The 25,813-nt window shown below is 42.5% G+C and carries 23 protein-coding genes and 2 pseudogenes; 6 read left to right on the forward strand and 19 right to left on the reverse strand.

Going from position 1 to position 25,813, the window contains the following annotated elements; genetic code table 11:
- The 3 genes from O3605_RS02420 to rplK all read right to left on the reverse strand — a co-directional run.
- Window positions 1-2,636, reverse strand: a 2,636-nt coding sequence (locus O3605_RS02420; protein WP_371585183.1) for an accessory Sec-dependent serine-rich glycoprotein adhesin, incomplete at its 3' end; no start/stop codon positions are given.
- A 155-nt stretch (window positions 2,637-2,791) separates the two neighbouring features.
- Window positions 2,792-3,481, reverse strand: a complete 690-nt coding sequence (gene rplA, locus O3605_RS02425; RefSeq protein WP_013903942.1) for a 50S ribosomal protein L1 — start codon at window positions 3,479-3,481, stop codon at window positions 2,792-2,794.
- A 97-nt stretch (window positions 3,482-3,578) separates the two neighbouring features.
- Window positions 3,579-4,004: a 50S ribosomal protein L11 gene (rplK, locus tag O3605_RS02430; protein WP_003005369.1), complete on the reverse strand. Its 426-nt coding sequence runs from the start codon at window positions 4,002-4,004 to the stop codon at window positions 3,579-3,581.
- A gap of 160 nt (window positions 4,005-4,164) precedes the next feature.
- Here rplK and O3605_RS02435 point away from each other — a divergent pair, with 160 nt between their 5' ends.
- Window positions 4,165-4,509, forward strand: a complete 345-nt coding sequence (locus O3605_RS02435; RefSeq protein WP_013903943.1) for a DUF3397 family protein — start codon at window positions 4,165-4,167, stop codon at window positions 4,507-4,509.
- Between the two features lie 190 nt (window positions 4,510-4,699).
- On the opposite strand, the gene O3605_RS02440 is transcribed toward O3605_RS02435, so the two are convergent.
- From O3605_RS02440 to O3605_RS02475, 8 genes are all read right to left on the reverse strand, one after another.
- Window positions 4,700-7,018, reverse strand: coding sequence for an HAD-IC family P-type ATPase (locus O3605_RS02440; protein ID WP_371585184.1), 2,319 nt, complete (start codon window positions 7,016-7,018; stop codon window positions 4,700-4,702).
- Window positions 7,019-7,026: 8 nt separating this feature from the next.
- Complete coding sequence (gloA2, locus tag O3605_RS02445; protein WP_371585185.1) at window positions 7,027-7,413, reverse strand: SMU1112c/YaeR family gloxylase I-like metalloprotein; 387 nt, start codon at window positions 7,411-7,413, stop codon at window positions 7,027-7,029.
- 66 nt (window positions 7,414-7,479) lie between these two features.
- The gene (locus O3605_RS02450) at window positions 7,480-9,840 is read right to left on the reverse strand and encodes a DNA translocase FtsK (protein WP_371585186.1); all 2,361 of its coding nucleotides are present in this window, start codon (window positions 9,838-9,840) and stop codon (window positions 7,480-7,482) included.
- 99 nt (window positions 9,841-9,939) lie between these two features.
- Entirely contained in the window at window positions 9,940-10,482 is a 543-nt protein-coding gene (locus O3605_RS02455; RefSeq protein WP_371585187.1) for a hypothetical protein, read from the reverse strand.
- Window positions 10,483-10,607: 125 nt separating this feature from the next.
- The gene (locus O3605_RS02460; protein WP_371585188.1) at window positions 10,608-11,357 is read right to left on the reverse strand and encodes a hypothetical protein; all 750 of its coding nucleotides are present in this window, start codon (window positions 11,355-11,357) and stop codon (window positions 10,608-10,610) included.
- Window positions 11,358-11,389: 32 nt separating this feature from the next.
- On the reverse strand, window positions 11,390-11,872 hold the full coding sequence (locus O3605_RS02465; protein ID WP_371585189.1) for a hypothetical protein: 483 nt from the start codon (window positions 11,870-11,872) through the stop codon (window positions 11,390-11,392).
- 63 nt (window positions 11,873-11,935) lie between these two features.
- Window positions 11,936-12,700 carry a hypothetical protein gene (locus tag O3605_RS02470; protein WP_371585190.1) on the reverse strand — a complete coding sequence of 255 codons (765 nt, stop codon included), beginning with the start codon at window positions 12,698-12,700 and terminating at the stop codon, window positions 11,936-11,938.
- Window positions 12,701-12,911: 211 nt separating this feature from the next.
- Window positions 12,912-13,832, reverse strand: a complete 921-nt coding sequence (locus tag O3605_RS02475; protein ID WP_371585191.1) for a DMT family transporter — start codon at window positions 13,830-13,832, stop codon at window positions 12,912-12,914.
- A 174-nt stretch (window positions 13,833-14,006) separates the two neighbouring features.
- On the opposite strand from O3605_RS02475, the gene O3605_RS02480 reads away from it, so the two are divergent.
- Window positions 14,007-14,852, forward strand: coding sequence for a peptidylprolyl isomerase (locus tag O3605_RS02480; RefSeq protein ID WP_371585192.1), 846 nt, complete (start codon window positions 14,007-14,009; stop codon window positions 14,850-14,852).
- A 324-nt stretch (window positions 14,853-15,176) separates the two neighbouring features.
- On the opposite strand, the gene O3605_RS02485 is transcribed toward O3605_RS02480, so the two are convergent.
- A complete protein-coding gene (locus O3605_RS02485) occupies window positions 15,177-16,718 on the reverse strand; it encodes an ABC-F family ATP-binding cassette domain-containing protein (protein WP_371585193.1) in 1,542 nt (513 codons plus the stop codon).
- A gap of 207 nt (window positions 16,719-16,925) precedes the next feature.
- Between O3605_RS02485 and O3605_RS02490 the strand changes: the two are divergent.
- The 3 genes and pseudogenes from O3605_RS02490 to O3605_RS02500 form a co-directional block, all read left to right on the forward strand.
- Window positions 16,926-17,156 (forward strand): annotated as a pseudogene (locus tag O3605_RS02490) (YkgJ family cysteine cluster protein); the annotation flags it as partial.
- Between the two features lie 206 nt (window positions 17,157-17,362).
- Entirely contained in the window at window positions 17,363-19,231 is a 1,869-nt protein-coding gene (locus O3605_RS02495; protein WP_371585194.1) for an LPXTG cell wall anchor domain-containing protein, read from the forward strand.
- A 181-nt stretch (window positions 19,232-19,412) separates the two neighbouring features.
- Window positions 19,413-20,542 (forward strand): annotated as a pseudogene (locus O3605_RS02500) (IS3 family transposase).
- A gap of 54 nt (window positions 20,543-20,596) precedes the next feature.
- Here the strand turns inward: O3605_RS02500 and O3605_RS02505 are convergent.
- Genes O3605_RS02505 through tmk form a run of 7 tightly spaced genes read right to left on the reverse strand, consistent with a single transcriptional unit; the run spans window position 20,597 to window position 24,748 of the window.
- Window positions 20,597-20,950, reverse strand: a complete 354-nt coding sequence (locus O3605_RS02505) for an arsenate reductase family protein (RefSeq protein WP_003013024.1) — start codon at window positions 20,948-20,950, stop codon at window positions 20,597-20,599.
- Between the two features lie 5 nt (window positions 20,951-20,955).
- Entirely contained in the window at window positions 20,956-21,447 is a 492-nt protein-coding gene (locus tag O3605_RS02510) for a methylated-DNA--[protein]-cysteine S-methyltransferase (protein ID WP_371585195.1), read from the reverse strand.
- Complete coding sequence (locus tag O3605_RS02515; protein ID WP_003008260.1) at window positions 21,431-22,012, reverse strand: GNAT family N-acetyltransferase; 582 nt, start codon at window positions 22,010-22,012, stop codon at window positions 21,431-21,433. Before O3605_RS02515 ends, O3605_RS02510 begins: the two co-directional genes overlap by 17 nt.
- Window positions 22,013-22,029: 17 nt before the next feature.
- Window positions 22,030-22,887, reverse strand: coding sequence for a 16S rRNA (cytidine(1402)-2'-O)-methyltransferase (gene rsmI / locus O3605_RS02520; RefSeq protein ID WP_214254701.1), 858 nt, complete (start codon window positions 22,885-22,887; stop codon window positions 22,030-22,032).
- A gap of 2 nt (window positions 22,888-22,889) precedes the next feature.
- Complete coding sequence (yabA, locus tag O3605_RS02525; protein WP_003005416.1) at window positions 22,890-23,210, reverse strand: DNA replication initiation control protein YabA; 321 nt, start codon at window positions 23,208-23,210, stop codon at window positions 22,890-22,892.
- A 9-nt stretch (window positions 23,211-23,219) separates the two neighbouring features.
- Window positions 23,220-24,113 carry a DNA polymerase III subunit delta' gene (locus O3605_RS02530; protein ID WP_371585196.1) on the reverse strand — a complete coding sequence of 298 codons (894 nt, stop codon included), beginning with the start codon at window positions 24,111-24,113 and terminating at the stop codon, window positions 23,220-23,222.
- The gene (gene tmk / locus O3605_RS02535) at window positions 24,110-24,748 is read right to left on the reverse strand and encodes a dTMP kinase (RefSeq protein ID WP_049472085.1); all 639 of its coding nucleotides are present in this window, start codon (window positions 24,746-24,748) and stop codon (window positions 24,110-24,112) included. The genes O3605_RS02530 and tmk overlap by 4 nt, the downstream gene beginning before the upstream one ends.
- 149 nt (window positions 24,749-24,897) lie before the next feature.
- Here tmk and O3605_RS02540 point away from each other — a divergent pair, with 149 nt between their 5' ends.
- Window positions 24,898-25,785 carry a YitT family protein gene (locus O3605_RS02540; protein ID WP_371585197.1) on the forward strand — a complete coding sequence of 296 codons (888 nt, stop codon included), beginning with the start codon at window positions 24,898-24,900 and terminating at the stop codon, window positions 25,783-25,785.
- The last annotated feature ends 28 nt before the right edge of the window (window positions 25,786-25,813 follow it).

Here is a 25,813-nt window from a genome sequence, read left to right on the forward strand (position 1 = left end):
TTACCCTTAGGTTCTTCTTTCAGTTTGTATACGTAGGTGACATTCTTATCGCCTTCGATGACCTTACCGGTTGTTGGGTCGGTTGACTTGAGGTGACCCTCATCATCCACTTCTCCGACTGTGTAAGTTCCGGCTGGAACCAATTCATAAGTCTTGCCTTCGAATGCAATCTCTTGTGGACGGTTGTCTACCACTGTGTCGTAGTCTTTATCCACTGGTTGAGCGTCTTCGTCGGTCACATCTGACTTGATGGTCTTGCCTTCTGTATCCACATAGTGTACATAGACATTACCTTTAGGCTCTTCTTTGAGCTTATAGATGTAGGTAACATTCTTATCTTCTTTAGCAACTAGACCAGTTGTAGGATCAGAAGACTTGAGGTGACCCTCATCATCTACTTCACCGACTGTGTAGTTACCCGCAGGTACCAATTCGTAAGTCTTGCTATCTTTTTCGATTGTTTGCGGACGGTTGTCCACGACTGTATCGTAGGTCTTATTAATTGGTTGCGCCGCTTCATCTGTGACGGAAGTTTTCAGCTCATTACCCTCAGTATCCTTATAATGAACGTAAACATTACCAGTAACATCTGATTTGCGGTAATAGTGCGTTACATCTGTAGAAATTTCTTTAATGGATGGAAGAGAATAGTTATTAAAGAATGATGGGTAGCCAGAAGCCTTATCCCCTGGTGTGTTCCCACCAATGATGTTGGAAGTATTGTTTCGAACAGGATCTACATCTGCTGAGAATTGCGGTGAATCTGTAAAGGCATCCCCAGTAGCCTTATTGTACCAACCACTCAAACGCACATTCCCGTTTCCACCATCCGTATAAGTTGCAACTTTAAGATGGTATTTCCCATCCTTACTGTCAACATATCCGACCTCTTTCGGTTCAGTTGCTGTTCCAGCAGGTGTTGGCTTACCTCCTGGCTTAACCGGGTCTGAAGTATACAACAAAGTATAGTTGGTTAAGTCTAGCGTATTTACATCCGTTGATGGATTATACGACGCCACTTTTGATGGGTCTAAAGCATATAATTTAACAACAGATGTTCCGTCTTTATCGACTTGCTCTACAATCCGTTTGACGTAGTAGTGAGCACGTCCACCTTGGAGTTCCAAGTATTTAGCTCCGACACCACCTAGAGAACCGGTCATATCCTTTTCAGCATCCGTACGTACAAACTCGTAGCCTTCAAATTCACGCGGATTCGATGCCTTGTAGTCTTGGCTTTCAATACCAGTTTGGCTGTATGAAGCCAATTCTTCATTCGTACCCTCTACTTTATAGTAGGTGGTATGGGTTACTTTTTCAGTTGGGATAACTGTTTGAACATTCGGTTTTGTTTCCCCAACATTTCCTGGTTTAGTCGTATCACGAATTTGAAGAATGTGGTGTTTATATTTATCATCAGAAGTTGGACCAGCTTCACGGTTATTGGTCCAAGTTCCTAGGATTTGCGAAGATTCCCCAGTAGTATAATCAAATTGAGGGGCATAAGTAGGATTTTCATTCACCAAGGTCTTAAATTGGAAAGTTGACTTGGCAGTCAAATCCAAGGTTTCGACTTCTTTACCAGTAGCTTTTTCAACCAAACGAGCATGAACAGTTGGTGTCTGAGTTGTTCCAACAGCAGAACGATCTACTGAGAAGGTTACATAATAGCCACCATTGCTATAGGTAAGACCACCTTGATTTGCCGGACCTTGCCAGTTTTGAAGATCCCAAATAGAATAGGTATAGCGGTCAGCATTTGGATCCAATTGATAAGTTGCATTGTTCCATGTTGGGTCATCAATAGAAGCACCATTTGGCTCTTCCATTGTTGGAGTTACTGATGGGGCTGTCAAGGTAGTTGAAGTTGAAAGTGCATCTAACTGAGCAGAAATTGCTGGTGCACCATTAACAGTTGTATTTCCATTAAAGCCTGCAGCCTTCAAGGTTACCATCATATCATCTACTGACTTGTTCAAGCGTTCTCGTTGTTCAGCATATGATTGTGGTTTTACTTCAGAATTGCTCGAAGTTTCTTTTGTTGGCAATTCAGCTTGAACTTTTGCAACAGCCTCTTTGATAGCAGCTTTCTGCTCTTCATTTTGATGGTTGGAAGCATATTTTTCTGCTATTTGATTCAATAAAGCTGCTTCAGAAGCATTTTGTTCCAAGATTGCTTTATCATCCGATGCTACAGTACTTTCGACCACTTGGGATGAACTTGCTGCTTGAGCTTTTGTTTCTGTAGCAGTTTCATTTTGAGGGACTGAGACTTCTTTCGAACCTTCTTCAGTCAATGGAGCTGCTTCAGGTGAAAGGGATGGAGCACTCACTGCTGCAGAGGAAGAAACGACTTCGTTTCCTACTTCATCCGCAAACGTAGTAGTTGCAACTGTAGTAGCACTTAAAAGAGCCGTTGCTACTACGATCCCTTTTAAGAGGTGACGGCTCTTAGCAGAAACAGCGTCTTCACGAACCTCAGCAACAACCGTCTCTTCGACTTGACCTCGGATCACTTTGAGCAAACCAAAGTTTGAAGTAGCTGCACGCAACCAGTTCTTACCTGACTTGATCAACTTGAAACGAGTCACTCGATCAGTTTCACGGAATTCTCCGTTTGAACGTTTAAAAATCATTTGATTCTCCTTAATTTTTATTTTCGCCTATATTATACCTTTTTCCTGTACTTATGCAAGCGTTTTAATGTTTATCAAGTTTATCATCAGGAAATAGCGTTCTGAAACCATTCAAACGAACAAAAAAGCTACCCGAAGGTAGCTTTGATTTCTAATTAAAGTGAGTTAACATCCACTTTGATACCAGGACCTTGAGTAGTAGTCAAAGTCAAGCTAGTTACGTAAGTACCTTTAGCTGTAGCTGGTTTTGCTTTTTGGATTGTGTCGTTGAAAGCTTTAAAGTTTTCAACCAATTTAGTATCATCGAATGAAACTTTACCGATGATCGCTTGAACGATACCTGCTTTATCAGCACGGTAAGTGATTTTACCACCTTTAGACTCTTCAACTGCTTTCGCAACATCCATTGTTACTGTACCAGTTTTAGGGTTTGGCATCAAGTTACGTGGTCCAAGGACACGTCCAAGACGTCCAACAAGAGCCATCATGTCAGGTGTAGCGATAACAACGTCGAAGTCCAACCAACCATCGTTGATTTTCGCAACAAGGTCATCTTCACCTACGAAGTCTGCACCAGCAGCTTTTGCTTCTTCAGCTTTTGCACCACGTGCAAATACAAGTACGCGAGCTGTTTTACCAGTTCCGTTTGGCAATACCATTGCACCACGGATTTGTTGGTCAGCTTTTTTCACGTCGATGTTCAAGTTGTAAGCAACTTCTACAGTTGCGTCAAATTTTGCAAAATTAGTTTCTTTTGCAAGAGCTACAGCTTCTTCTACGCTGTATGCTTTTGTGCTGTCGATTTTTTCAAGTGCAGCACGAAGTTGTTTGCTTTTTTTAGCCATTTTATCTTTCTCCTTGTAATGTGGTCATATCGATTTTCATCTCCCACGTCACTCGTCTCATGATCAAGTGTATTGCGGGCAAATAGGATTGTTACAATTAGTCAGTAACAGTGAATCCCATAGAACGAGCAGTACCTTCGATCATACGCATTGCAGACTCAATGTTTGCAGCGTTCAAATCTGGCATCTTAGTTTCAGCGATTTGTTGTACTTGTGCACGAGTTACAGTTGCAACTTTCGTTTTGTTCGGTGTACCTGAACCTTTTTCAACACCTGCAGCTTTTTTCAAAAGAACAGCAGCTGGTGGTGTTTTTGTAACGAAATCGAATGATTTGTCTTCATAAACCGTGATAACAACTGGGATGATCATACCAGCTTGATCAGCTGTACGAGCGTTAAACTCTTTAGTGAATCCCATGATGTTGATACCTGCTTGACCAAGCGCTGGACCAACCGGTGGAGCTGGAGTAGCTTTACCAGCAGGGATTTGCAATTTTACAAGTTTTTCGACTTTTTTAGCCATTTCTTAAATCCTCCTTTGTGGTTTTGGCGGTAATTACAGATTTTTACCTCCCACAAGTATGCTTTGTGCATACCTTTCTATTATACACAATTTCTCTTTTTTTGCAAGAAAAAATTAAAATATAGTAAACTTTTTTTTCGTTTTATGATAGAATGAAGCTATGTTAATCAAAGTTGCTTCTGTATTATTTATTTTTTTAACGCTGATTCTGAGCGGCATCATTGTTCACCTCTTTAAACTCCAAAAAAGAGGATGGCGATCTACCGATATTGCCTTTCCTTTATTTGCCTTGGAGTACTACCTGATTTCAGACAGCGCCTTTTACCACAGCCTCTTACCGCTGCTAGCCTTGAGTCTTTCGCTTTTGGCCTTGGGGCTAACGATTTATTTCTTAAAAAAGAAAAAGAGTTTTTATTATCCGAAATTTATCAAATACTTCTGGCGCGCTGGATTTCTGGTCACCTTCTTGCTCTATCTGATCTTAACCGCTAGTTTGTTTATCTAATACTGAAAAGAGGCTGGGACAAAAGTCCTAGCCTCTCAATTATTTTTGGATTGTCGAGCAAGACGCAGTGGTTGAGTGGGCTCTACTACGCTGATTTCATCAGCTTTTACAGCCCTACTCAACTGTGCGGAGGTGGGACGACGAAATCGAATTCTAACGAATTACCGATTTCTGTCCCACTCTCTTTTTTTTATTTTTTCCGATGAAAGAACCAGCCCACTAGTTTCTTGAAGACTTGAATCAAGACGAGAGCAAGAACGGCCATGATAGCACAGATAACCAGCGTTTGGATCCTCAAGGGGCTCATGTTAAAGAATTTCCCTAGGATACTACTTGAAACCAGGAAGGCTAGGATATTTCCTAGAAGAACCAGTCTCTTGTAGTGATTGAGAGGCTGAGATTCTTGGTAGATGATGGTAAAACCAACGAAGGCCATCAAGCAGATGGCTGCACTCGAGAGCTCTTCCGACCTCATGCCAAATGTTGAAGAGAGCAACACCAGACTGAAGATCAGTATAAAATCCGTCAAGGCAGCAGGTAGCGCATTTTTAAAGACCGTTTCGATAAAGCGCCCTTTGATGCGCTCGCTATTGGGCTCAAGTGCTAGAAAGAATCCTGGAATCCCAATCGTAAAACCACTGATCAAAGACATCTGCGATGGCATAATGGGATAGGTAAAGGCTAAGAGCGTCACTGAGATAGCCAACAAAATGGAAAAGATATTCTTGATCAAAAAGAGACTGGCTGATCGTTGAATATTATTGACCACTCGCCGACCTTCTGCCACGATAGACGGCATCTTCCCAAAGTCAGAATCCAGTAAAACCACTTGCGCCATCTTTTTGGTCGCATCATTTCCAGATTCCATCGCAATACTACAATCCGCTGTTTTGAGGGCCAGAATATCGTTGACGCCATCTCCGGTCATGGCGACTTTATGCCCCTTTGCCTGCAAGCCTTCAACAAGGCTTTTCTTTTGCTCTGGTGTCACTCGTCCAAAGACCGTATATTGGCTCGCCGCTTGGTGCAATTCTTCTTCCGTCAGTAAGGTTCTGGTATCGATTAGATCCTCTGCTCCTTCAATGCCTGCTTTTTGTGCAATAGCTGAAACTGTAGCAGGGTTGTCCCCTGAGATAACCTTAATGGTCACTCCTTGTTGTTTAAAGTAGGCGAAGGTTTCTTTGGCATTTTTTCTCAAAGGATTGGAGAGAATAATCCAGGCTACCAAGTCTACAGGAGCCTCTAAAGTCTCTCCCAGGTGATCTCCCTTATATTTCCCAAAGGCCAAGACCCGATTGCCTGCCTGAGTAGCAGGAGCTATCTCTTGTTCAACCTCAGAGAAGCCCTCTCGTAAAACAAACTCTGGTGCACCTAATACATAGATCCCCGATTCAAAGGCAATCGCCCCATACTTTTTCTTAGACGTAAAGGGCTGAATGTCGAGAGCCTTCCAAGGCTGGCTGACTGGAGTCTTGTGAAATTTTCGGATGGCATCCATGGTATCGTTTTGATCCATACTAGCTCCTACATACTGAGCTAGAGCTTCCAAGTCTTGAGCGTCTTTAACTGGACGAATCTCTGTTACTTCCATACCTGGCTCTGTAATGGTCCCTGTCTTATCGACACAAAGGACATCCACGCGCGATAAGGTCTCAATCCCCTTCATGCTATTGAGCAGGACCTTTTCCTTGGCTAATCTGACAGCACCCAGAGCCAGTGCCAAGGTCATCAAGAGATACAAGCCTTCCGGAATCATACCGATCAAGGCACCGACTGTTGAAGTCACACTGAGCTTGAGGCTATCGCCTAGGCTGATATAGCTGCGAAGAAAAAGGAGCGAACCTAGCGGAATGATGAGAAGGCCGATGATCCCCACAATGCGATTGACCGCATGAACCATATCGGACTCCTCATGAGACTTAACCTGCTTGGCTTCCAGGCTCAATTGGTTGATGTAGGAGTCGTTCCCAACTTTTTCTAGTCGCGCTAAACCTTGACCAGCGATCACAAAACTACCTGACATGAGCGCATCTTGCGCTCCTTTTTTGACCTCATCGGCTTCACCTGTCAATTGCGACTCATCGACTTTTAGCTCGCCCTCCAGCAAGACCCCATCCGCATAGATCTGGTCTCCAGCTTGAAAGCGAACTAGATCGCCCTCCACCAGCTGATCGATCGGTAGAGCGACTTCTTTTCCTTCTCGAAGAACGATCGCCTCACTCATATGCAGAAATTGCATCTGACGCAAGATCCGTCTCGAGCGGACCTCCTGCACAATTCCTACCAAGGAGTTGACCACGACGACCGGGACAAACAAGAGATTGTTCCAAGACTTCACTGCTACCAGCAAGACCGCCAAGACCAGGAAAATCAGATTAAAGTAGGTAAAGACATTATCTCGAATGATCTGCCCAATACTTTTTTCTGTCTTAATCGTGACCTTATTTTGCTTGCCCTCTTGGATCTTTTTCGCTACTTCTTCCTGACTGAGTCCTTCTAATCTAACCATTGCTTTCCTCACTCATGTATTTCCAAGGGCAATCCTTCTGGATCAAAGAAAAATGCCATCTTCTTGCCATCAAAATCATCATAGCGAAGGCCTGTATTCTCAATACCTAGCTGATCCAATCTAGCTAGATACGCCTCTACATCGTCCACTTTAAAGGCCAGGTGACGCAGTCCCGCATGCTCGGGCAAGGGGAGCTTCGGCCGTTCTGGGGCTGTCAGTTTGATAAAGAGTTCTAAAGTCAGCTCCCCCTGGCGGAGATTGATCAAGATATCTCCGCGTTCGGGACGGTCATACTCACTGACAATCGCAAAGCCCAACTGGTCCACATAAAAGTGCAACATGGCATCGCGATCCCGTCCAATGATGGCAATATGATGAATCGTGTCTAACTTCATCTGGTCCTACTTTCTATTTTCTATAAAAAGAAAAGGGAGTGGGGCATATGCCCTTTTTCCCTATCCTTATGATTGTTGCAATACTTTTCGAGGCTTGGTCCCTTCAGCTGGTCCAATCACACCCGCTGCTTCCAACTCTTCCATGAGGCGAGTCGCCCGATTAAAACCAACCGATAAGCGGCGCTGGATCATCGAAGCACTGGCTTTTTGGGTCTCGATGACGAGCGCTTTGGCCTCTTCAAAGAGAGGATCGCCTTCGTCTGAGCAACCCATGCCTCCATCAAAGTCTGACTCGGATACTTCTCCTGGATCAAAGGCATCATCATAATCGGCTTCTGCCTGCTCTTTGACAAAGTTGACAATCCGCTCCACATCGTCATCTGAGATAAAGGATCCTTGTAGACGGATTGGATGATTTTCATCGATCGGTTTAAAGAGCATGTCTCCCCGACCGAGCAATTTCTCTGCCCCATTTTCATCCAAGATGGTCCGTGAGTCAGTCCCAGATGATACCGCAAAAGCGACACGGGAAGGCACATTGGCCTTGATCAAACCTGAGATAACATCAACCGATGGCCGCTGAGTCGCAAGGATCATGTGGATCCCCGCTGCACGCGCCTTTTGTCCAAGGCGAATAATAGCATCTTCCACTTCTTTACTTGCGACTATCATCAAGTCTGCCAACTCGTCGACAATGACCACGATCAAAGGAAGTGGCACTTGCTTCATCTCAGACTGGGCATTGTACTCAGCCACCTTGGCATTAAAGCCAGCAATATTGCGAGCCCCTACTTTCGAGAAGAGCTCATAGCGATTTTCCATCTCATCAACGACCTTCTGCAGGGCCCGACTGGCCTTACGTGGGTTGGTCACCACTGGAATCAAGAGGTGAGGAATATCATTGTAGACAGAAAGCTCCACCATCTTTGGATCGACCATCATAAACTTGACTTCGTCCGGACGGGCCTTCATCAAGATACTCGAAATAATCCCATTAACCGCTACTGACTTACCAGATCCGGTAGACCCCGCTACCAAAAGGTGGGGCATCCGAGCCAAATCAAAGGTCCGAGCCGAGCCATCTACAGCCTTCCCAAGAGGAATCTCAAGGAGTTTAGCTGGATCTGTTTTGGACTGCTCCCACAATTCACGGAAGGAAACGGTCGCAATCTCTGAGTTGGGCACTTCAATCCCGACCAGAGACTTCCCTGGAATCGGTGCTTCAATCCGCACATCCTTGGCTGCTAGGGCCAAGGCCAAATCATCTGCTAGATTGGAGATACGGTTGACCCGCACACCGACCGCTGGCTTGACTTCATACTTGGTAACAGAAGGGCCGATTTCCGCCCGCTCCACTGTCGCCTTGATATTGAAGCTTGCAAAGGTTTCTTCCAAAATGCGGATGTTCTGGCGAACGATGTTTTTCTCTTTGGATTGATTTTTGGGCTTGTCAGGTGCGAAGAGATCAATGGTTGGAAGCTTGTACTGGAGGAGTTCCTTAGGTGTGAAATCCACTTGAACTTCTTCCCCATCGTCCTCGAATTCTTCGGCTTCCGGAAACTCTTCGTATGCTTCAGGCTCTTCAGGCCATTCTTCATCTGGCAGGTAGATCTCTGGTGTTGCTGGTGCGACAATTTCGGCTTCTGGGAAGGACTCTGTGAACGGCTCTTCCGCCAACACCTCTCCCGTTTCAGGGTCTACAGGATGCCCTTCCATTGAAAGGGGAGTTGGAAGAACTGCACTTGCTTCTTCTTGCTCTCTTTCAGCTGCAGCAGCTTCCTCGGCAATTCTCGCTTCCTTTTCAAGGAATTTCTGCTCGCGACGTTCCTTGCGTTTTTCCATAGAAGCGTGGAAGGCTTCCGATCCCTTTTCAAACAAATCATAGATGGAGTAAGGACTCATCAAGAGAATCCCCAATCCAATAAAGAGAAGGCCAATAAAATAAGAGCCAATATTTGAAAAGAGGAAGGAAATCGGAGCATAAAGAAGGGCACCGATCATACCACCACCAGCAAAACTCTCCACCCGCAGATGAATCAAGTCTGCCATGATTCTTGAAAAGGTGACCTTGATCCCATTATTGTCTAAATGAAGGGAGGATACAAAGAAGGCCTGAAACATCAAGAGAAGTCCAGCAAAGAAGCTTAGGAATCCTGAAATAACCCCTTCGTGTTTGTCCAGCCATTTAAAGGCATAGAGGTAGAAAAAGGTCGCTAAAATAGCCAAGTAAGCCAAACTCCCAACAAACAGTCGGATTAAGTTGTAGGCCAAGACCCCTACCGCTCCCAATTTCAAGGCCGCAAAGACTAAAACCAGACTAATCAGAATGGTCACAATCATGCGGTGAATTGCTTTTTTTCTTTCTAATTCTGCTTTGGACAGTCGTCTCGTCGACCGTGTTTTTTTCGATTGATTATTGTTTGCCATAACCTTTATTATATCACATTTCTATGCCAGTTCTCTAGTAAAATCATTTCCTCAATTTTTCAGAATAAAGTAAAAAAACAGCACCGATTGGGCACTGTTTTAGATGTTTTTCTTAGGGTGGCGGTCAATGATGGCTTGATAGTCTTGCAGCGCTTGCTTTCCTTTGTCCGTCAACTGATAACCCCGAATTGTGAACTGCTCCGCCAGTTCTTCCTCCGTAAAATGTTCAGCCAAAGCTTGGTTCAAATCGGCCGCTTTCATCTTGGACAACCCCGCAACTCCCTTCTTTTTGAGAATGGCTTTTTTCATAGTCGCATTGATATGGTCCAATGAATCAAAGGCTGATTCAATAAAAGCATAGCCCTTATCCACCAAAACCTTCACGTGTTCCGAAGCATGAATCCCATAAGTATATTCGAAGTACTTAGGAAACCAAGTCTCTGTCGTAAAGGTTCCAAAATGGATTCGCCACAAGAGAATAATATCCCCTGCAAGCAAGCCATCTCGAAGGAGCTCCATATTTCGTTTAGAAACGGGCTTTGGATCCAACAACCAGGTTTCCAAATCCCTCTCAGGCGAAATATAGGGTTTCACCTCGTGATCGGCGTAGAATTTTTCCATTACATCTAAAATAGTCGTCATAAGTCTCTCCTATCTATCATTGATTGTATCATAACAAAATAAAAAGAACCTGTCGATCAAGAAAGCTTCCTAATGTCGAGGTTTCTATTGTGAAATAGATCTTACTTACACTTTTTCCTATTTTGTTAAATAGATTTTAAACTGTCATATTTTTCTTTGTATTGTTCGTAGTACAAAAATAGGTAGTAACCCCCTACTATTTCTAAAAAGAATACATAAAGAGCGACAGCCATAATAGCGGGGCAGAATGGCGTTAAGATAGCATCAATGCTTCCTCTTACATTTGTATGATTTGAACGATCAAACAATACAAAACCCGCTGTAACTCCACTTCCTCCCCAGATCAATAATTGATCTGTTATTTTTTCTGTTGCTAGGGCAGCCAAGGAAGCATAGGGTTTTCTTTCTTCAACTGCAGTCTTTATCTTTTTAGGGACCGTCCTAAAGAGATATATCACAACAACTATCGTTAATCCTGCTGATAAAAAACCGAGAAGTTTTCTGCAAAAAATCCCAATTAATACAAATCCTAATTCCATAAATAGTAATAGAAGGTACATATAACAATAAGTGAGATATTTCAAGATCATTTTTTTCTTTCGATATTTAAACGAATAAAAAATGTAGACCAAATAAAATAAAAGTAGAACAAACAAAAGAGGTAAATTTAACCATTGATAGGCAACATCCCCATCTCCATCTAGTCTTATTCCCTTAAAGACTGCTGGAAGAAGAATATAAAGTAGATAGACTATTGCAGAAAATAAAGGCATACCAATAAATCTTTTCCAATTTCCCTTATCGTTAAAGCGGCTAATAATGGTCTCATTTACGAAGGATTGACTTTCTTCAAATGAGTAAGTAAAAAGTTTCATATTTCTCCCTTTTAGATTCAATCTGTCACTCACTAGTCCTGACTATCACTCGTAGGCACTTCAATATCAGGCACATCGATTACATTATTGACTTGGATATTATCTTGTTGATACTTCAGATTTGTCTGCGAGATTTGTGGTTTGTATAGTGAGAAAAAGCATACTCCAATCACCAATAGACTCGCTCCAAGGACGCAAAGTCTTTTGACATGCCAAGCCACAGGCAAGGGAATTTTCGCTCGAATCCCTGATTTCTTGACCCAATCCGGGTGGTCTCGCATGACACGATTTGCTGCCATCAGAGGCATCAGGTATGCAAAGAGCGCAATGACCGTTGTCAAGCCAATCACCCGAAAACGATTCTGATTGGATGGAGAAACATGATTCACTTCCATCAAGACCATTCCCACAATCACTAAAATAATGACCAGCAATAGTCCCAAAGATCTCCATAGACCTTCCCTACGGTAGCATTTCAATTCATCAAACGACATCTCGTTAAAATTCTTATCCATTTTTTAATAACTCCTTATATTTTTTCAGGCTCTTTCAATTAATCTCTATTTTGATTGGAGGATTTACAGATGACTGCCTTCATCCTTCAAGTATTTTTTAGCCTTTCGAACGATATAGAGCGACTCATCTTCTGAGGCTAACTTGCGAAAGAGATCATTGGCTCTGTGCTGATCGCCTTTAAGAGTAGCATTCAAGGCTTGGTAGTAGATAATTTCCAACTGCTGGTACTTGAAGTCATTGCTTAAATCTTCGAAATAATCATTGCTTTGGTGCGCAATGGTTAAATCATAAAGAGCGAGACAGACCATTTTTGTTTTCTCAGCCAGTGTCGGGTCTGTGATAGTCAATTTATTTAATCGAGCCTCTAGCTCTTCTCTAGTCAAATCAGGATCTGTGAGAACAGTAGATCGCATGAGATAACTCTCAAAAAAGTTCTTATATTTCTGCGGACAATCCGTCTGACTTATTGCTTCTCTAGCTTCCTTTATAACAGTATCAAAATCTCCCATCATAAACGAATAGGCAACCGATGTCAGCTTAATATCTATCTGTAAAATGGGCTTTTTCACATTCTTGTTCAACTGAAGGTATTGCTGCCAAAAAGCTAAATCTAAGTCTACATGGAGCAAGGTGTTGCACTTGTTGGTATAGCTCTTCTTGAGCAATTGGATGAATAAAAACAAGCCTGCAAGGACCAATAAGAGCGCAGCAGTCTGAAGAAGAGTATCTCTAACCACGAACCCAATACAAATAATGAGAAGCATTGCCAACAAGCCAGCAGATCTAATATAGAGCCTATAGTTTTTGCGTAGAGTTTTATAATCCAATTTGTAGCCTCCTATTCATGATACATTTTTTGAGGGAATACGTTCATTTTCCAACAAAACAACTTATCTCCCATCATACCGAATTTTCCATCTATACGCAACTTCCTTCTTAATTAGTGATTTAGTCCAAAAAGAAAACACCCTCGTGGGTGTTAGCATTGATAGACTGAACCGCAATATCATCTTTTTAGTTCTACTTTTCTACCACTATCTATTCTGAAGAAGTCATCAGACTATTTCCTACTATACCGATGATCACAATGAAGACCCCTAAAAATCCTAGTGGGGTTGGGATCTGATCTCCCAGAAAGAGACAGCCTCCAAATAGGGTGAAGAGGACCTCGCCGGCCTGGGTAGCTTCAACAACAGCTAACTGCTGATGATTATGTTTCACCAAGTTGGTTGCTTCGAAAAAGAGCATGGTTGCGATAACTCCTGAAAATACAGCTACGATCAAGGATTGGAGCATTTGCCCACCTGATGGCAAGCCTGCATCTATTCCTGCAAAGACGGCTAAGAGCAACCAAAAGGGAACACTCATTAAGGTCATCCCAAAGACCCGTTGGGTCGTTGATAATTGTTCTTCTTTACAATGAGCCAGCATCTTGCGATTTCCCAATGGATAGGAAAAAGCCGCGATCAAAATTAAGATACTAGCTCGCACAACACCTTCTCCGAGACCTCGTCCAAAATATGGAATTTGAATCAATACGATTCCTAACAAAATCAGTAAAGTCATTCCTAACTGTTTTCCTGGAATCTTTTGGCCAAAAAGTGGGGTCAGAAGGAGACCCGCTAAAATCGTAATCTGCCAGGTCGCAGCCACAAACCATGATTCTCCATAGATAGAAGCCATCGATAAAGGAGCATAAAAGAGACCAAAGCCAACCGTACTCCATAGCAGCCAAGTCCACGGGGCTCGTGCAATCGCTGACAAGACACCCTTTAATTCGCCTTTCTGCCAGACTAAAACAGCCATCATGGGCAAACTAAAAAGGTAGCGCAAACTAGCACTCCACATCCAGGAACCACCTGCCAGGTTCATACTTCGATTAAAAATAAAGGTAAATGCAAAAAAGAGAGCACCTAGGATACCAAACCAAAGGGCTCTCGCAAAATGTGATGATTTCATTTTTTGATGATCGTTCTCCTGTAGTCATCCTATTATACAGGAATTCAGAATTACTTTCATCTATTTTCTGCAAATTTTCAGAATAGTGTTTTCACCTTAAATTTTATCCAGATTTGAAAGTATCGCAAAATTAAGGTACAATAGAGAAAGACAACTATGTTGGAAAGGAAGAATATGAAAAAATTAATCGCACTACTATTATTTTCCGGCTTGGCTTTGACAGCTTGTTCGTCTAATAAGACTGATGCTAACTCTTCAAGTTCAAGCAAAGAAAAGACAGAGCAGACAGCAACTTCTAGCTCTAGTGAAAAAGATCAAAAGAAAATTGAACAAGAACAAAAGAAATTAGAACAACTGCGCAAAGATTTTAACGATGCCATGACCAATGAAAATGCCGTCTTCCCACAACTCTCAACTGATGTGGCTGAAGACGAAGCAGAGGTTAAAATCACAACAACTGAAGGCGATATCACTGTCAAGCTCTTCCCTAAATATGCGCCCCTTGCAGTTGAAAACTTCTTGACCCATGCAAAAGAAGGCTACTACAATGGCTTGCTTTTCCACCGTGTTATTAACAACTTTATGATCCAAACTGGGGATCCTAAAGGAGACGGTACGGGTGGCGAATCTATCTGGAAGGGCAAAGACAAATCCAAAGATTCAGGTACTGGTTTTGAGAATGAGTATTCTCCATACCTTTACAACCTTCGTGGAGCCCTTGCAATGGCCAATTCTGGTCCAAATACCAATGGTAGTCAATTCTATATCAACCAAAATAAGGATGATATTTCAAGTAAACTCCCAACTGACCGCTTCCCAGCTAGGATCATCGATGCTTATAAAAATGGTGGAAATCCAACCCTCGATGGTGGTAACTACACTGTCTTTGGCCAAGTCGTCGATGGTATGGATGTGGTCGATAAAATTGCATCTACCGAAACCGATGATAAGGACAAACCAAAAACAGATATCAAAATTGAAAAAATTGAAATCTTAAAAGACTATGATTTCAAGAAATAATGAAAAGAGAACCGAGAGGTTCTCTTTTTAAGATATTGATAAACAATTTACATAAAATGAGCTAATAGATTCATTGGTAAAAAAAATGAATTCTAATTATTTAAGACATTCATCTACTGAAACTTTCCGCCGTGAGAAAAGTGCCCGAAACAGATTTGTTTCAGGCACACGGAATTATTGAGACCTTAGGCTCAATAATTAGTCATGGAACTTCCTGGATTGCTGAAATCATCCACTGGATAATTTCACCTAACGTCCGTACTCACCTAAGGAAAGTTTCTAAGAAGAATCTGAAAAGAGAACCATGCGGTTCTCTTTTTGTCTTTACGTCAATTCATTAAAGTCCCAGATTTGGTCCATCCAGCCTTCATAGAAGTCTGGCTCGTGGCAAACCATGAGAATCGATCCCTTGTACTCTTTCAGAGCCCGTTTCAATTCATCTTTGGCATCCACATCCAAGTGGTTGGTTGGTTCGTCCAGTACCAAGACATTGTTTTCACGATTCATCAAGAGACAGAAGCGTACCTTGGCTTGCTCCCCACCGGATAACACCTGGATTTGGCTCTCGATATGTTTGGTGGTCAAGCCACAGCGGGCAAGGGCGGCACGAACTTCTGCTTGGTTGAGAGATGGAAAGGCATTCCAGACTGCTTCAAGCGGTGTCTGGCGATTGCCCCCTTCGACCTCTTGCTCGAAATAGCCAAGCTCTAGGTAATCTCCCCGCTCGACTTCACCAGCGATTGGTGGGATGATTCCCAGCAAGCTCTTCAAGAGAGTGGTTTTTCCGATCCCGTTGGCCCCGATGATGGCAACCTTTTGATTGCGTTCAAACGTTAGGTTCAAAGGCTTGGTCAAAGGACGGTCATACCCAATCTGGAGATCCTTGGCCTGGAAGATAAAGCGACCAGGAGTCCGGGCATTTTTAAATTCAAAGGATGGCTTTGGTTTCTCACTTTGTAACTCAATGAGTTCCATCTTGTCCAGCTTCTTCTGACGAGACATGGCCATATTCCGTGTAGCCACACGCGCCTTATTGCGGGCTACGAAATCTTTCAAATCAGCAATCTCCTTTTGCTGACGCTCATAAGCCGCTTCCAATTGCGATTTCTTCATTTCATAGACTTCAAGGAATTGGTAGTAGTCTCCTGAATAGCGGGTTAACTGCTGATTTTCCACATGGTAGACGATGTTGATCACATCATTCAAGAATGGAATATCGTGGGAAATGAGGACAAAGGCATTTTCATAATTCTGCAAATAGCGTTTAAGCCAATCGATGTGCTCTGCATCCAAGTAGTTGGTTGGCTCGTCCAAGAGAAGGATATCTGGTTTCTCAAGTAAGAGTTTGGCCAAGAGGACTTTGGTCCGTTGCCCACCTGACAAGGAGGTTACATCCGTGTCCATCCCAAAGTCCATGACCCCAAGAGCACGCGCCACTTCATCGATCTTGGCATCCAAGGTATAAAAATCACGACTTTCTAAACGCTCTTGGAGTTCTCCAACTTCTTCCATCAGAGCATCGACATCGGCTCCCTCTTCCGCCATGGCCATATAGAGGTCATTGATGCGAGCTTCAGCTGTGAACAACTCATCAAAAGCGGTCCGTAAGACATCGCGAACTGTTTGTCCCTCTTCTAAGACCGAATGCTGATCCAGGTAACCTGCCGTCACATACTTAGACCACTCAACCTTCCCTTCGTCGGGTTGCATCTTGCCGGTCACGATGCTCATGAAGGTGGATTTCCCTTCACCATTGGCTCCAACCAAACCGATATGCTCTCCCTTTAACAAGCGGAAAGACACATCCTCAAAAATAGCCCGGTCTCCAAAGCCGTGGCTTAAATTTTTCACCTCTAAAATACTCATGATTGACTCTCTTTCATTGATTTCACTCGTATGATTATATCATCTTCACAGCAAAAATTAAAGGGACTTCAACTTCCTTTAGAAATTTAAAAAAATATTTTTTAAGTAAAATATGTTAAGCGATTTTGTAAAGAAATCAACATAAGATCTAACTTTTAAATTTGATTAAGAATATACCGAAATTTTCCGCCGTGAAAAAAATCAGAGTTTTTGCGGGTAGACGAGGATGGGGTTAAGATCTTCAAATCTATGCCCTGTCCATTTTTAGGAGGTGACAATCTCTGATCTATCTATGATATCCGTTCCAAATCCTGTCATGAGTTCTCACATACAGATCGTTAAAAAATCTATCAAATTAATAATCTAATGATCAAAAACACTTTAACCTGTCCAGCAGCCTATCTCTTTGTTGAGAAATTAAAAGAAAATATTGAATAAAAGAGCCTTAATTCGTTTTTTCTATATTTTATGATAGATTATTTGTGGATTTTACGCGTTTTTAAATAAAAAACGAATAATTTCTTAATTTATTAGGAAATCGCTTGCAAACTAAGCGCTTATATAGTACAATGTGTGTGAAAATAATATCAATGACTAGGATTTTGCTTATGCATGAGCCCTTTCATATTAAGGAGAAAAAGTGTATGAAAAAACTCACTAAATTTGGCATCATTACAATGTCTGTCTTTGTTCTAAATTTGGTTTCACAGTCAGTAGTTCAAGCTGATGAAACTAATAGCGAACCAGCAAATGTTTCAGTGACATCAGGTATTACTAATTCAACTGATGCTGAGAACACTTCTTCAGTAGACAATAAGGTTGCACCAGACCCTACTAGTGACACCTCACTAAAATCAGACGAAGAGGGTGCCAATGCTTCCTCACCAAAAACTGAAGAAATCTCAACTAATAGCGAAGCTACAACTGGCGGGAAAGAAGATTCAACTGGTAGCAATATCATTGATGAAGGTGGTTACGTCAATGTTGAAGGACTTCCAGCACATTTAAGTGAGGATGGTAAAAGTGTAGTCTACAATTACACTGTAGCCTTCAAAGAATTGCACTCAAGTGATCAAGGTCAAGCTGTTCGCGGTGTTCGTATCCGTATTCCTAATATTTCAGGTGCAAAAGCTAATTTCACTTTGATCGGAACACATGATGCCAATGGAAATCCTGTAGATGTTAATGTTCCAATGAAAGAGGTTTCGTATAATGAACCTGTTGATGAAGAAAGGGGGAATGTTCCAACTGCTGAGGAACTAGCAGCTGGTAAGAAACCTTCCGTTATTAATATGAAGGATGTTGACGGTAATCTCACTGATCCAACCTCTACTGATGATGCAGTTAATTTATATGCTGTTGTTTCAAATACATTTAGATCAACAGCTTTTCGAGTTTCTGTGACCGTACCCTTGGAGGAAGCTAAGAAAATCAAGTACTTACCAATCGACGCGAGATTTGCTTGGAAATGTTCTCAAGATGGTGGTGGGGTTGGTTCATATGAAGAAGGTTGCCAAAGCCTAGAAGAATATCATCGAATTCAACCATATTATCCAGACAACAATGGGGAAGCAACTTATGGTGCTCTAGGTAATCCAAGTTTAGTAGATGATACTTATGTTCAGAATGACCATCTAATTAGGTCAGTTTCAAACCCAGCTACTCATATCACACCAAATAACGGTGACTGGAAAACTATTCCTCATGATGTTAATATTAATCCTGAGACCTTCTTTAGTTATGTTAAAACTTTTTCTTTGAAATACAATCGTGCTGTTAAATACTATGCTTCAGAATTTGAAGATATGGCTGACCAGGATGTTTCTACGCTTCACTATGGAGATGTAGTGGTAGATTATGTGATCAAAGGAACAAATCAGTCTATCAAGGAAACATATAAAGACACACCATTAACTTCTATTTATGGATCTGATGGAAATCTTGTGACCTATAATGCTGCTGAAAACGCAGATGAGCGTCCGTCTTCTATCACTGTAGATGGTAAAAAATACAATCTAGTTGGTGTTTCTTCAACATCTGCACCTGAAACAGGTCAGTTAAAAGAAGGTACAACTCATGTTATCTATGAGTATGAGAAAGAACCAGATCCTAAACCAACACCAGATCCTAAACCAACTCCGGATCCTAAACCAACTCCAGATCCTAAACCTACTCCAGATCCTAAACCTACTCCAGATCCTAAACCAGCTCCGGATCCTAAACCAACTCCAGATCCTAAACCAACTCCAGATCCTAAACCAACTCCAGATCCTAAACCAACTCCGGATCCTAAACCTACTCCAGATCCTAAACCTACTCCAGATCCAGAGGTAGCTCCAAAGCCTGTTCAACCAGAAAAAGTTCATTCTTCTGAGAAAAAATCAGCTCCGGAAAAAGCTCAGTTACCAAATACAGGAACTTCTGATTCGCCATTAGCTATGAATCTTCTTGCTATTTTAGCTGGAATCTTTGGTATTTCACTTTTCAAAAAGAATAAAAAATCAGAGAACTAAGTAAATAGTTTTATAAAAGAGTCTGGGGCAATAATCTCTTGGCCCCAAAAAAAGCAACGGATTGAACTGCACCCCAAAAGTTAGATAGAAAAAATCTTACTTTGGCACTGTACCCATAAAATGAGACACAAGAAAACACTCCTGTTGAAATCTGGTAAACTAGAAACAGGAGTGTTTTGTTATGGTCAAAGAAGCATATTCGGTAGAAACTAAGCTAGCCTGTATCGAAATGAAGAAGGCAGGTAAATCAAATAAGGTTATCATGGATACCCTCGGTATCAAAAATGCTACTCAGGTGAAAACCTGGTGGCGTTGGTATCAGAATGATGAATTGTACTGTTTCCACCAACCTGTGGGGAAACAATATACTTATGGTAAAGGAATGAAACAATTATCTGAAGTCGAACAGTTACGTTTGCAGATAGAATTACTAAAAAAGTATCAGAGCTTGGTAAGAAAATCGACAAAGTAAGTCTTATCAAGCTAGTGGAAGAGTATAAGAAAACGTGCCCTGTATCTATTATTTTAGAGTGTTTCGGCGTCAAACGCTCCACCTTTTATCGCTGGAAACAGGAGTGTAAGAATTCTCAGAAAAGAGACGAAATAGCAGATAAAATCGAACAACTCTGTATGGCAAATCGCTTTATTTACGGCTATCGAACCATCACTCGCTTACTAAAGAAAGTTTATAACCTCGCCGTTAATCGCAAGAAGGTCTATCATATCATGAGGGAAAAGGGCTACCTTTGCCGTGTCCGTCCCAAGAAGGGACCTAAATTAGGGAAGCCTTACCATGTAACAGACAATAAGCTGGATCGTGATTTTCAGGCAGACAAGCCGATGGAGAAGCTTGTCACAGATATCACCTACCTCTACTTTGGAAACTGTAAACTTTATCTATCTTCAATCATGGATCTCTATAATCGTGAAATAGTAGCTTATAGCATCTCCGAGTGTCAAGATACGGACTTTGTGCTCGACACACTTCATCAACTTGAGCTACCTCAAGGAGCACTTTTACACAGCGACCAGGGATCTGTCTACACCTCAAAAGCCTACTATCAAGCTTGTACAGAAAAAGGCATCACCCGCTCTATGTCCCGAAAAGGAACACCAGCAGATAATGCACGTATCGAATAGTTCCATTCTGTTCTCAAGTCTGAAACCTTCTATCTCCATAAGTGGAGAAACCTAACTAAAGATAGTATAATAGATATTGTCAAAAATTACATCATATTTTATAATGAAACTAGAATTCAACAAAAATTAAATGACCAGTCTCCTGTAAATTACAGAAAACTGGTCGCATAAGAGGGGGTCTCTTGTCCCATTATTGGGGTGCAATGCCTCCAACTCCCTTTTCAATTACAAGCCTAAGTCTGCGTAAGGTTTTCGGTAGCCCACTTGAACAACTTTTCCGTCTTTGACAAGCAGAGGCCGCTTGATCAGCATACCGTCTGAAGCAAGGAGATCCGCCGCTTCTTTCACTGTCAGTTGATCCACCTTATCTTTCAAACCAAGTTCTCGGTATTTCATTCCGCTAGTATTGAAGAAAGACTTGATCGGTAGGCCAGAAGCTGCCATCCAGTCTTGCAATTCTTGGCTAGTCGGTGTTTCTGTGACAATATTTTGGCTTTGAAACTCACATTGGAGACCATCCAATTCTGATTTAGCCTTTCGACAAGTCGAACATTTTGGGTATTCAATAAAGGTATACATTGATTTCACTTCTCCTTCCAGGTAATTCCTTCATGGTGTAAGAGCCAGCGTTTGCGATCGAGTCCAGACGCGTAGCCCGTCAGTTGTCCATCTTTTCCCATCACACGGTGACAAGGGACTAAGATCGTCAAGGGATTACGTCCGACAGCCTGTCCCACGGCCTGGGCTGAACCACAAGAAAGATCCTGGGCCAGCCGGCCATAGGTCTTGGTCTCACCATATGGGATCTCTCGCAATAACTGCCACACCCGCTCTTGAAAGGCTGTTCCTTGCGGCGCTAGTGGAAAGCTGATAGCGATTGGATCTCCCGCAAAATAGTGGTCCAACCACTCCTTCACCTTCTCATGGTGGGGATGGATCTGTTCCAGCGCCCCATAGGGATCAGGCGCCTCCTCTTTTGGATCATAAAAATCAAGCTCTACAAGGCCTTCTTCACTGACAATGATCGAAAGAAGCCCCATAGGGCTTTCATAAAATTGTTTAAGATAGAGAGTCATTGTAGGCCGCTTCTGCTCTTTGGTCCCAGCGATCTTCTTCTGAGACCACTTGGAATAGACTCGTTTCTGCTTTTCGTTTGATCTTTTGATAAGCCAGACGGACGCCATCAATGGGAACCTTTCCACAATAATGGTAACCCAATTTTTCAAGCAAATGTTGCATGACCAGATTATCCGGGTGGGTATCGCAACGGAAATCTGGCCCTTTTTCTCCTTCGATTAAACCTTGAAGGAAGGTCTGAGCCACCCCTTTGCCAGCAGCTTCTTTGGCTACAGCCACGCGGTGAAAAGTGACATACATATAGTTGTCATGCTCCCACTTGCCATCGTAAATCTCATTATAGGCCGCTTCGTTGCCCTTGTAGACAGCTGCATAGGCGACAACTTCCTGATCTTCAACGGCCACATAGCCACGACTTTCTAGAATATCCTCAAAAATGATCTCTTCATCTGGATAGCCATCCTGCCACTGGTCGACCTGTCTTTGAGCCAGGCTTTCCTTGGCATCTTGGATGATTTCCATAATTCGCTTGATCTCGTTGGGATAAGCCATTCTAATTTCCATCCTGCTTCCAACCTTTCCTAGTCTTGATGGTAACGAGCATAGAGCTCACTCTTTTGCAGGCCGTATTGTTTGGCGACCTGTTTAATTGCTTGATTCTTCTTCATCCCCTCTTGGACCAAGGTATCGATCTCTTGGATCAAGTCGACCTCTTCTAGGTCTAGCTCTTCTTCCTTGGCTCCTTCGACGATCAAGAGACACTCCCCTTTGAGAGGATTTTCTTCAAGAAATGCGACTAACTCAGAAATACTGCCGCGAGTATATTCCTCGTAGATCTTGGTTAATTCACGAACCAGGACAACAGGACGATCCCCATAGACAGCCAACATATTCTCTAAGGTTGCCTTCACTCGATGGGGCGATTCATAAAAGATCTGGGTCTCCGGATAGGCCACTTTTTCTTGGAAAAATGCCTTCTGTTGCCCCTCTTTGCGAGGCAGAAATCCATAAAAAATATGAGGTTGAGGGGCTAGGCCACTGGCAATCAAACCCGTTATACCTGCACTAGGACCAGGCACAGCTACGACAGGAATCTCGCGTTCAATCGCTGCCTTGACCAAATCATGGCCAGGGTCAGAAATACTAGGGAGTCCTGCATCTGAGACTTGCGCTAAGTCTTTTCCAGATTCTAAATGGGCGATCAGATCTGGAATTTTCTCCATGGCATTGTGCTCATGAAAGCTGGTCTGGGGTGTCGTAATCTCAAAATGCTTGAGTAAGAGGCCTGTATTTCTAGTATCCTCAGCTGCGATCAAGTCCACATCCTTTAGGGTCTGGACCATGCGGTAACTCATATCCTCCCGGTTACCGATCGGTGTTGGAACCAGGTAAAGCACCCCAGTTTTCTTTTCCCCTTTAAAACTTCGTTGGATCTGCATGTTTACTCCCTAAATAACAACTCGTCACAAAACATACACTCTTCATCGTTCTCACGGCGTTGACCGTAGGAATAAGTGCAGATATGAAAACCGTCATTGTAAATACGTTGCAAATTTTCACGACCATGGTGTTGTGACTTTGCGGATGAAGTCTTCTCAACTTCCCCCAAACGCTCTCTCAATTTATCATTTTCTAAGCGAAGAGCTGTATTTTCTTCGATGACTTGTTTCAAATTTTTCTTGATGGCTTCGACTTCAGCCAAGGTGACCAACAAATTCTGAGAAAAGCCGTCTAAAGCATCAAATAATTCTTTTTTATTCATTCTGACTCCTTAACTTTCTAAGCTCAAAACCATATATTCTAGAGCATTTTGAAAAGAAACATTGGCCTTCCACATCCTGCGAACAAGACTCAATTTCTCAAGCAACTGCTGGGATCGACTCAAGCGCAACTGCTCTTCTAAAGCCAACTCCATCAAACGAAAGGCCTGGCTTTGTTTTTCCTTATCATCTGCTAAGCTTACCAATCGAGTCACTTCCAAATAGGCGCGATTCAAATTGGATTGACAACGTTCGATGAACTGATCACAAACTTTTGCTAGTTCAAAAAACGTAGCATTCTTTTTTTGTTGCTCTGCTTCTTCGAGACTAAAACTAAAACGAGCTACTAAATTTGCCTGTGATTTGATCAAGCCTTCTTTTTCTAGCAGTTCGGTTAGGTAGGCTTGCTTTTTAGGAAAATGGACCTGCTGGGCCCGACTCTTGATAGTCGGTAAGATCAAGTTTTCATCGGATGTCAACAAGAAGAGATAGATCTCACTCTGGGGTTCTTCCATGACTTTTAAGAGAGAGTTGGCCGCATTGGTATGCATCTTATCCGCATCTTGGACGATAAAGACCTGCCGACTGCCTTCAAATCCTGATTGAGAAAAGTCTTGAACCAGCGAACGAATGCGGTCTGTCTTAATGATCTGGTTGACTGGACGCACGATTTTCACGTCTGAGAATTCTTCTTCTTCAATCAAGCGGCAGGAACGGCATTTGCCACAAGGCCAGACTCCCTGCAAATTTTCGCAAAATTGACTTTGAGCTAGCAAGAGGGCCATCTCAAAACTAGCAAAAGAACCTGTAAAGAGATAAGCATGACTGAGCTGTTTGTGTTCTAAGATCTGGGTGAAGCGCTCCACCAATTCTGGCTGGAGCTGTTGGATCTCTTCTAGCTTCATTTCAATATCCCCAAGCGATTTTCTAAAACAGCCAAAACATCCGCAAAGACTGCTTCAAAGGATTGACTGGCATCGATTTTCACAATGCGCTCTGGTTCCTTTTCATACAAGGCCAAATAACCCTGTCTGACTTTTTGGTGAAGCTCCAATCCTTCCAAATCCAAACGATTGACTTCCCGCTCTTGGTTTTTCGCAATTCGGGCGAGCCCTTCTTCGACATCCAGATCAAAGTAAAGGGTGAGATCTGGTTTAAGACCATCTGTCGCGAATTGATTGAGCCACTCGATATCTTCCACACTCAGACCGCGACCATACCCTTGATAAGCGACCGAGCTATCAATAAAGCGGTCCATCAAGACAATCTTCCCAGCTGCAAGGGCTGGCAAGACACGTTCCACCAAATGCTGCCGGCGACTAGCAATATAGAGCAGCAACTCGGTCTTAGCATCCATACTAGTATGGTCTGGATCTAAAATGACTTGGCGGATCTTTTCTGCAATGTCTACACCGCCTGGTTCACGGGTTGTAATAAAAGGAATTCCTTTTTCTTCAAGTAGAGGCAAAACGGCTTCTAGGACCGATGATTTCCCTGCTCCTTCTGGACCTTCAAATGAAATTAATGTACCGTTTACCATAGTATCCTCTTTCTGTTTTTCTTCTTTTTATTTTACCAAAAATAAGGGTAAAAATCTTGTATTTTAGGAGAGAAAATTTTTCAAAGTCATTTTCATTTTTTCACTTTTTTGTTACAATGATCTTATAAAGTTTTAGGAGACAACCTATCATGTTTAAATTTAAAGATATTCTGGCTATCATCTTGGGGGCCGGCATTTTTTCATTTGGGATCTATTTTTTGGTCATTCCCTTTCACTTCTATGAAGGAGGAGCAACAGGGATTACCTTGATCACCTATTACCTCTTAAAAGTCCCCGTATCCCTGATGAACTTGCTGATCAATATCCCTCTCTTCATTCTAGCTTGGAAACTTCTGGGCAAGAAATCTCTTTATCTGAGCTTACTGGGGACCTTTTCAGTTTCGGCATGGATGGCAATTTTTGAAGCTATGCCCCTCAGCCACCACTACCATCACTTTATCTTTACAGCCTTTAAAGGAGATATTCTGCTTGCCTGTATCGCCTCAGGGGTTGTGCTTGGTTTGGGGCTAGGGATCATCTTCAATGCTGGAGGAACCACTGGAGGAACCGATATCCTCGCTCGCATCTTTAACAAATACACTTCCCTCAGTATGGGAAAGCTCATGTTGATTGTCGATGCCATTGTTCTGACAACTGTGGTCATTGTCTTCCAAGATGTCCGTACAGCCATGTACACTCTCTTCTTTATCCTGATCGATACGCTTGTAATTGACTTGATTGGGGAAGGTGGTTTTGCTGGAAAAGGCTTCCTTATCGTAACCTCTAAACCAGAAGAAATTGCCAAAAAGGTATCTGATGATCTGGGTCGCGGGATTACCTTTATCCGCGGGATGGGCTATTACAGCCGTAAAGATCTGGATATCGTCTACTGTGTTGTTTCGCGGAATGAGATGAAACAAATGAAAGACATCATCAATCGTATTGATCCATTTGCCTTTATCACCATTTCTGAAGCCCATGAAATTCTCGGCGAAGGTTTTACTTTAGATAAAGAAAAACAACCCATTAACCGTTAATAGAAAAATCAGGCTGGATGATCATCCA

This window comes from Streptococcus sp. 27098_8_99 (assembly GCF_041431935.1).
GTDB classification, from domain to species: Bacteria; Bacillota; Bacilli; order Lactobacillales; family Streptococcaceae; genus Streptococcus; species Streptococcus parasanguinis_D.